The sequence below is a fragment of the Streptomyces sp. NPDC002054 genome, assembly GCF_040296685.1.
Classification (GTDB): Bacteria; Actinomycetota; Actinomycetes; order Streptomycetales; family Streptomycetaceae; genus Streptomyces.
In genome coordinates, this window is sequence record NZ_JBEOXT010000056.1 from 34,188 (window position 1) to 40,187 (window position 6,000).

The 6,000-nt window shown below is 70.4% G+C and carries 4 protein-coding genes; 2 read left to right on the plus strand and 2 right to left on the minus strand.

All coding sequences use genetic code 11. From position 1 onward, the window contains the following. Positions 1-204: 204 nt before the first annotated feature. Complete coding sequence (locus ABT123_RS34495; protein ID WP_351322030.1) at positions 205-2,184, plus strand: acetoacetate--CoA ligase; 1,980 nt, start codon at positions 205-207, stop codon at positions 2,182-2,184. Between the two features lie 66 nt (positions 2,185-2,250). Beyond that, entirely contained in the window at positions 2,251-3,159 is a 909-nt protein-coding gene (locus tag ABT123_RS34500) for a DUF8829 domain-containing protein (protein WP_351322032.1), read from the plus strand. A gap of 79 nt (positions 3,160-3,238) precedes the next feature. Here the strand turns inward: ABT123_RS34500 and ptsP are convergent, their stop codons facing one another. Both ptsP and ABT123_RS34510 read right to left on the minus strand, forming a co-directional pair. After that, positions 3,239-4,909, minus strand: a complete 1,671-nt coding sequence (ptsP, locus tag ABT123_RS34505) for a phosphoenolpyruvate--protein phosphotransferase (protein WP_351322034.1) — start codon at positions 4,907-4,909, stop codon at positions 3,239-3,241. Positions 4,910-4,983: 74 nt separating this feature from the next. Further along, positions 4,984-5,433: a PTS sugar transporter subunit IIA gene (locus ABT123_RS34510; RefSeq protein WP_351322036.1), complete on the minus strand. Its 450-nt coding sequence runs from the start codon at positions 5,431-5,433 to the stop codon at positions 4,984-4,986. Positions 5,434-6,000 lie beyond the last annotated feature (567 nt).

Consider the following 6,000-nt stretch of genomic DNA (forward strand, 5'->3'; position numbering starts at 1 on the left):
CCCTGCCACCGGCCCCCGGCCGAGCGTGCTGCGTTCAGCTGCCGTTCACCCACGAAAGGATCAAGACCGGCCACCCCCGACCGCTCTGGTGCGGATGTCGATCACATGGCATGGTCCCTGTGAGCGCCGCCGCGCACCCACCCACCGCGCGCCGGCACCGTACGCACACGAGGCGCACCGCCGCACACCCCCGGGAGCCGACCCATGACCGCAGCCAGTTCGTCCGCCCCCCTCTGGACCCCGGGCCCCGACCGGATCGCCGCCGCCCGGATCACCGCCTTCCAGTCCTGGGCGGCCGAGCACCACGGAGCCCCGGCGGACGGCGGTTACGCCGCTCTGCACCGTTGGTCCGTCGACGAGCTCCCGGCCTTCTGGCAGGCCGTCGCCGAGTGGTTCGACGTACGCTTCACCACCCCGCCCACCGAGGTCCTCGCCGACCGCTCCATGCCCGGCGCCCGCTGGTTCCCCGGCGCCACCCTCAACTACGCGGAGCACGCGCTGCGCGCCGCCGAGGACCCGGCCCGGGCCGGCGACCCGGCCCTCCTGCACGTGGACGAGACCCACGAGCCCACCCCGGTCAGCTGGGCCGAGCTCCGCCGCCAGGTCGGCTCCCTCGCCGCCGAACTCCGCGCGCTCGGCGTCCGCCCCGGCGACCGGATCAGCGGCTACCTGCCCAACATCCCCGAAGCCGTCGTCGCCCTGCTCGCCACCGCCGCCGTCGGCGGGGTGTGGACCTCCTGCGCCCCCGACTTCGGCGCCCGCAGCGTCCTCGACCGCTTCCAGCAGGTCGAGCCGGTGGTCCTGTTCACCGTCGACGGCTACCGCTACGGCGGCAAGGAGCACGACCGCCGCGACACCGTCGAGGAGCTCCGCCGCGAGCTCCCCTCCCTCCGCGCCGTCGTCCACATCCCTCTGCTGGGCACCTCCGCCCCCGACGGCGCCCTCGACTGGGCCGCCCTCACCGCGGCCGACACCGCGCCCGTCTTCGAGCAGGTCCCCTTCGACCACCCGCTGTGGGTGCTGTACTCCTCCGGCACGACCGGCCTGCCCAAGGCGATCGTCCAGTCCCAGGGCGGCATCCTCCTCGAACACCTCAAGCAGCTCGGCCTGCACTGCGACCTCGGCCCCGAGGACCGGTTCTTCTGGTACACCTCCACCGGCTGGATGATGTGGAACTTCCTCGTCTCCGGCCTGCTCACCGGCACCACCGTGGTCCTCTACGACGGCAGCCCCGGCTACCCCGACACCGGCGCCCAGTGGCGGATCGCCGAACGCACCCGCGCCACCCTCTACGGCACCTCCGCCGCCTATGTCATGGCCTGCAAGAAGGCCGAGGTCCACCCGGGCCGCGACTTCGACCTCTCCACCGTGAAGTGCGTGGCCACCACCGGCTCCCCGCTCCCGCCCGACGGCTTCCGCTGGCTGCACGACGAGGTGGCCGAAGACCTGTGGATCGCCTCGGTCAGCGGCGGCACGGACGTCTGTAGCTGCTTCGCCGGCGCCGTCCCCACCCTCCCCGTGCACATCGGCGAGCTCCAGGCCGCCTGCCTCGGTACGGACCTCCAGTCCTGGGACCCGTCCGGCAAGCCCCTCACCGGCGAGGTCGGCGAGCTCATCGTCACCAACCCCATGCCCTCCATGCCGATCCGGTTCTGGAACGACCCCGACGGCAGCCGCTACCGCGACAGCTACTTCGAGATGTTCCCGGGCGCCTGGCGGCACGGGGACTGGATCACCATCACCGACCACGGTTCGGTGATCATCCACGGCCGTTCCGACTCCACCCTCAACCGGCAGGGCGTCCGGATGGGCTCCGCCGATATCTACGAGGCGGTGGAACGCCTCCCCGAGATCAAGGAATCCCTGGTCATCGGCCTGGAAGAGCCGGACGGCGGCTACTGGATGCCGCTCTTCGTCCACCTCGCCCCCGGAGCCACCCTGGACGACGCCCTGCGCGACCGGATCAAGCAGACGATCCGCGCCGAACTCTCCCCGCGCCACGTCCCGGACGAGATCATCGAGGTCCCGGCGGTCCCGCACACCCTCACTGGCAAGCGCATCGAGGTTCCGGTCAAGCGCCTCCTCCAGGGAACCCCGCTGGACAAGGCGGTCAACCCGGGCTCGGTCGACAACCTCGAACTCCTCCACTTCTACGCCGAACTGGCCCGCACCCGCCGTCCCTGAGATCACTGTCAGTGGCCATGGTTACGCTGAGTGAGCATTGATCGATGCAGCCACTCAGGGGGAGCCATGCCAAAGAACCGGACCCGTACCCGCACCCACACCAGCGGCAGCCTGCGCCGCGAAGTCCCCAGCACCGTCGGCCTGGTGGCCGACGCCCAGGACTTCGCGGCCATGCGCGGCTACCGCAGTTTCTCCTTCGACGACCACCAGGACTACCTCCGCCAGGTCGACGCCCTGCTCCGCTCGCTCGCGGCCGACGGCATCCACACCACCGTCGCCCTCTTCGACCCCGAGGAATACGCCGAGTACTGCGCCGAATCCGGCCTGGACCCCGACACCGCCGCCGCCCGCACCCGCTTCACCGCGGAACTGGCCGGCGCCGGCACGGGCCTGCCGTACACCGGACAGCCCATCGACGAACTCGTCCCCCTCCTCGTCGACGAGGCCGTCCGCCAGGCCACCTGGGAGTACGCCACCATGCTCCTGGCCGGCCTCGGCCACTGCGCCGACTGCGGGGAGGACATCGGCCAAGCCTCCTTCGAACAGGCCGGCCGCGTGGTCAAAGCCCTCCTCGACGGAGCCGGCCCGGGCCACCACCACCTGGTCTGCAGCATCCCCACCGAAGACGAGCAGCTCATCGCCGTCCTCCACGCCGAGACGGCCGGCGCCACCGACCCACCCGGCAGCCCGCCCCGCCTCCCCGGCCGGGAGGGCATCGACTTCGTCACCGTCCTCGCCGTCGGCATCGCCCTGTCCCGCCCCGGGGGAGTGGTGCTCCGCAGCACCACGGAAGGATTCCGCGACCGCGTCCACGGCTGGCGCCTCGACGGCGGCACCCTGATCCCGCTCACCGCCGCCGCCGTCTTCAACGCCTACTGCACCGACGCCGACACCGGCGACCCCGTCGCCCCCGAACCGGGCGTCGAATACTGCCCCGGGTACAAGGTCGACGACCCCCCACACCCGCACCGCTGATCCCGCCGATCCCGCACACGCCCGAGGGGCCCTCACCGCACCCGGCGAAGACCCCTCGGCCATGCATTCACCCCCCCGGCTACTCGCCGGACAACACCGCCTGCGCGGCGAGCCGCGCCTCCTCGGCGTTGTCCGCTGCACGCGCCGCGGCAGCGGCCCGCTCGCACTGGGCGAGCGTGTGCTTGGCGAGCGTCGCCCGGACATAGGGAATCGAGGCGGCACCCATCGAAAGAGAGGTGACACCCAGACCGGTCAGCACACAGGCCAGCAGCGGATCCGAGGCAGCCTCGCCACAGACACCACAGCTCTTGCCCTCGGCCCTGGCCGCCTCGGCGGACATGGCGATCAGGTCGAGCAGCGCGGGCTGCCACGGATCCTGCAGCCGCGACACCGCACCCACCTGACGGTCGGCGGCGAACGCGTACTGCGCCAGGTCATTGGTACCGAGCGACAGGAACTCGACCTCCTGCAGGATCGAGCGGGCCCGCAGCGCGGCGGACGGGATCTCCACCATCGCGCCGAACTTCGCCCGCAGCCCGGCCGCGCGGCAGGCGTCCGCGAAGGCCTTGGCGTCGATCCGGTCGGCCACCATCGGTGCCATGACCTCGAGATAGACCGGCAGCCCCTCGGCCGCCTTGGCCAGCGCGGTGAGCTGCGTCCGCAGCACCTCCGGGTGGTCCAGCAGCGACCGCAGGCCCCGCACGCCCAGCGCCGGGTTCGGCTCATCGGCCGGAGTCAGGAAGTCCAGCGGCTTGTCGGCACCGGCATCCAGCACCCGCACCACAACCCGGCCCTCCGGGAAGGCCTCCAGCACCTTGCGGTACGACTCGATCTGCTTCTCCTCGGACGGCGCCTTCTTGCTGTCGTCCAGGAACAGGAACTCGGTACGGAACAGGCCCACACCCTCGGCCCCCGCCTCCACGGCCGCCGGCACGTCCGCCGGACCGCCGACATTGGCGAGCAGCGGCACCTTGTGTCCGTCGGAGGTGGCACCCGGACCGGAGGAAGCGGCGAGAGCCGCCTTCCGCTCCGCAGCCGCGGCGGCCAGCTCGGCCTTCTTCTCGGTGCTCGGTTCGACGAAGATCTCACCGGTGGAACCGTCCACGGCGATGACCGTGCCCTCGGCCAGCTCACAGGCACCCGGCAGCGCCACCACGGCCGGCACACCCAGCGCCCGCGCGAGGATCGCGCTGTGGCTGGTCGGCCCGCCCTCCTCGGTGACGAAGCCGAGCACCAGCGTCGGGTCCAGCAGCGCGGTGTCGGCGGGAGCCAGGTCCCGCGCGATCAGCACATACGGCTCGTCACTGTCCGGCACACCCGGCATCGGCACACCCAGCAGCCGCGCCACGATGCGGTTCCGTACATCGTCCAGGTCGGCCACCCGGCCGGCCATGTACTCGCCGGCCCCGGCGAGCAGCTCGCGGTACGAGGCGAACGCGTCGTACACGCCCCGCTCGGCCGTGCTGCCGACGGCGATCCGCCGGTCGACGTCCGCCATGAGCTCGGGATCCTCGGCGATCATGGCCTGGGCCTCAAGCACATGCTGGGCCTCGCCACCAGCCAGCTGGCCGCGCGCGATCAGGTCGGCGGCCACAGCGCTCACGGCCTTGCGGGCGCGCCCCTGTTCGCGCTCCGCCTCCTCCGCGGCGATCTGCTTGGCCGGCGGTTCGAGAACGGCCGTCCCCATGTGCCGAACCTCGCCGATCGCCACACCGTGGCTCACGCCGACGCCTCGCAGCGTTGTCTCCATTTCACCCGTCTCCGATTGAGCGGCGGACCCACCCGCCGCGATGGATATACGACTAGCCCTCGACGGGCGAACGATCATGCCCAGTTGAACAGGAGGTCGTCGGCCTTGACGTCTCCCGACTCAACGACGTCGCCGAGCGCATCGGCGGTGGCCTCGAGCGCCACGACGGGACAGACGGGGGACTTGCCGGCAGCCTCCACGGCCGCGGGGTTCCACTTCACCATGGCCTGGCCACGGGTAACGGTGTCGCCCTTGCTGACGAGCAGCTCGAAGCCCTCGCCGTTGAGCTGGACCGTGTCGATCCCGAGGTGGGTGAGGACTCCGTGGCCCTCGGCGTCGACCACTACATACGCATGGGGGTGAAGGGAGACGACCACCCCGTCGACGGGGGACACCGCCTCCGAGGGCTCACGCACGGGGTCGATGGCGGTGCCCGGTCCCACCATGGCGCCGGAGAACACCGGATCCGGCACTGCCGCGAGTCCGATGGCGCGCCCGGCGAGTGGGGACGTCACGCTGGTCATGGGGGCCTCCCAGGGGTGGGGCTCGTCGTGTCGCCGTCACTACCTGTTGCTGACGGCGTACTCTTACGAAGGATAAGTCACAGCATGTACGGGTTCGTCCGAAGTTGGTGCCCGAACCGGACTCGCCCTTCGGCACGGAGACTAGTGGACTAGACCGGTGGACTAGACCACAAGTCGGCATCGATTTGCCCGGGCTCCGGCAGAGGTGTACTGTCGTGAGTCCTGCCTGACCGTCCCACGTGAACACCGCGTGAACAACCGGTCGGTGGGCCATCGATTCCCATCAGTGAACCTCGATCTCGAGATCGCTTTTGCATGCCCCTTTATCGGGTGCCGGCAAGTGGTCAGAGAGACAGAAAAACACTGATAGAGTCGGAACCGCCGGAAAGGGAAACGCGAAAGCGAAGACCTGGAAAGCACCGAGGAAATCGGGTCCGAAAAGATCTGATAGAGTCGGAAACGCAAGAACAACGCAAGAACGAAGGAAGCGCCCGGAGGAAAGCCCGCGAGGGTCAGTACAAAGGAAGCGTCCGCACCTTGAGAACTCAACAGCGTGCCAAAAATCAA

Excerpts from the sequence above, each read along its gene's own strand:
- ABT123_RS34495 (WP_351322030.1), top strand. The coding sequence starts at position 205 with ATGACCGCAGCCAGTTCGTCCGCCCCCCTCTGGACCCCGGGCCCCGAC.
- ABT123_RS34500 (WP_351322032.1), top strand. The coding sequence starts at position 2,251 with ATGCCAAAGAACCGGACCCGTACCCGCACCCACACCAGCGGCAGCCTG.
- ptsP (WP_351322034.1), bottom strand. The coding sequence starts at position 4,909 with ATGGAGACAACGCTGCGAGGCGTCGGCGTGAGCCACGGTGTGGCGATC.
- ABT123_RS34510 (WP_351322036.1), bottom strand. The coding sequence starts at position 5,433 with ATGACCAGCGTGACGTCCCCACTCGCCGGGCGCGCCATCGGACTCGCG.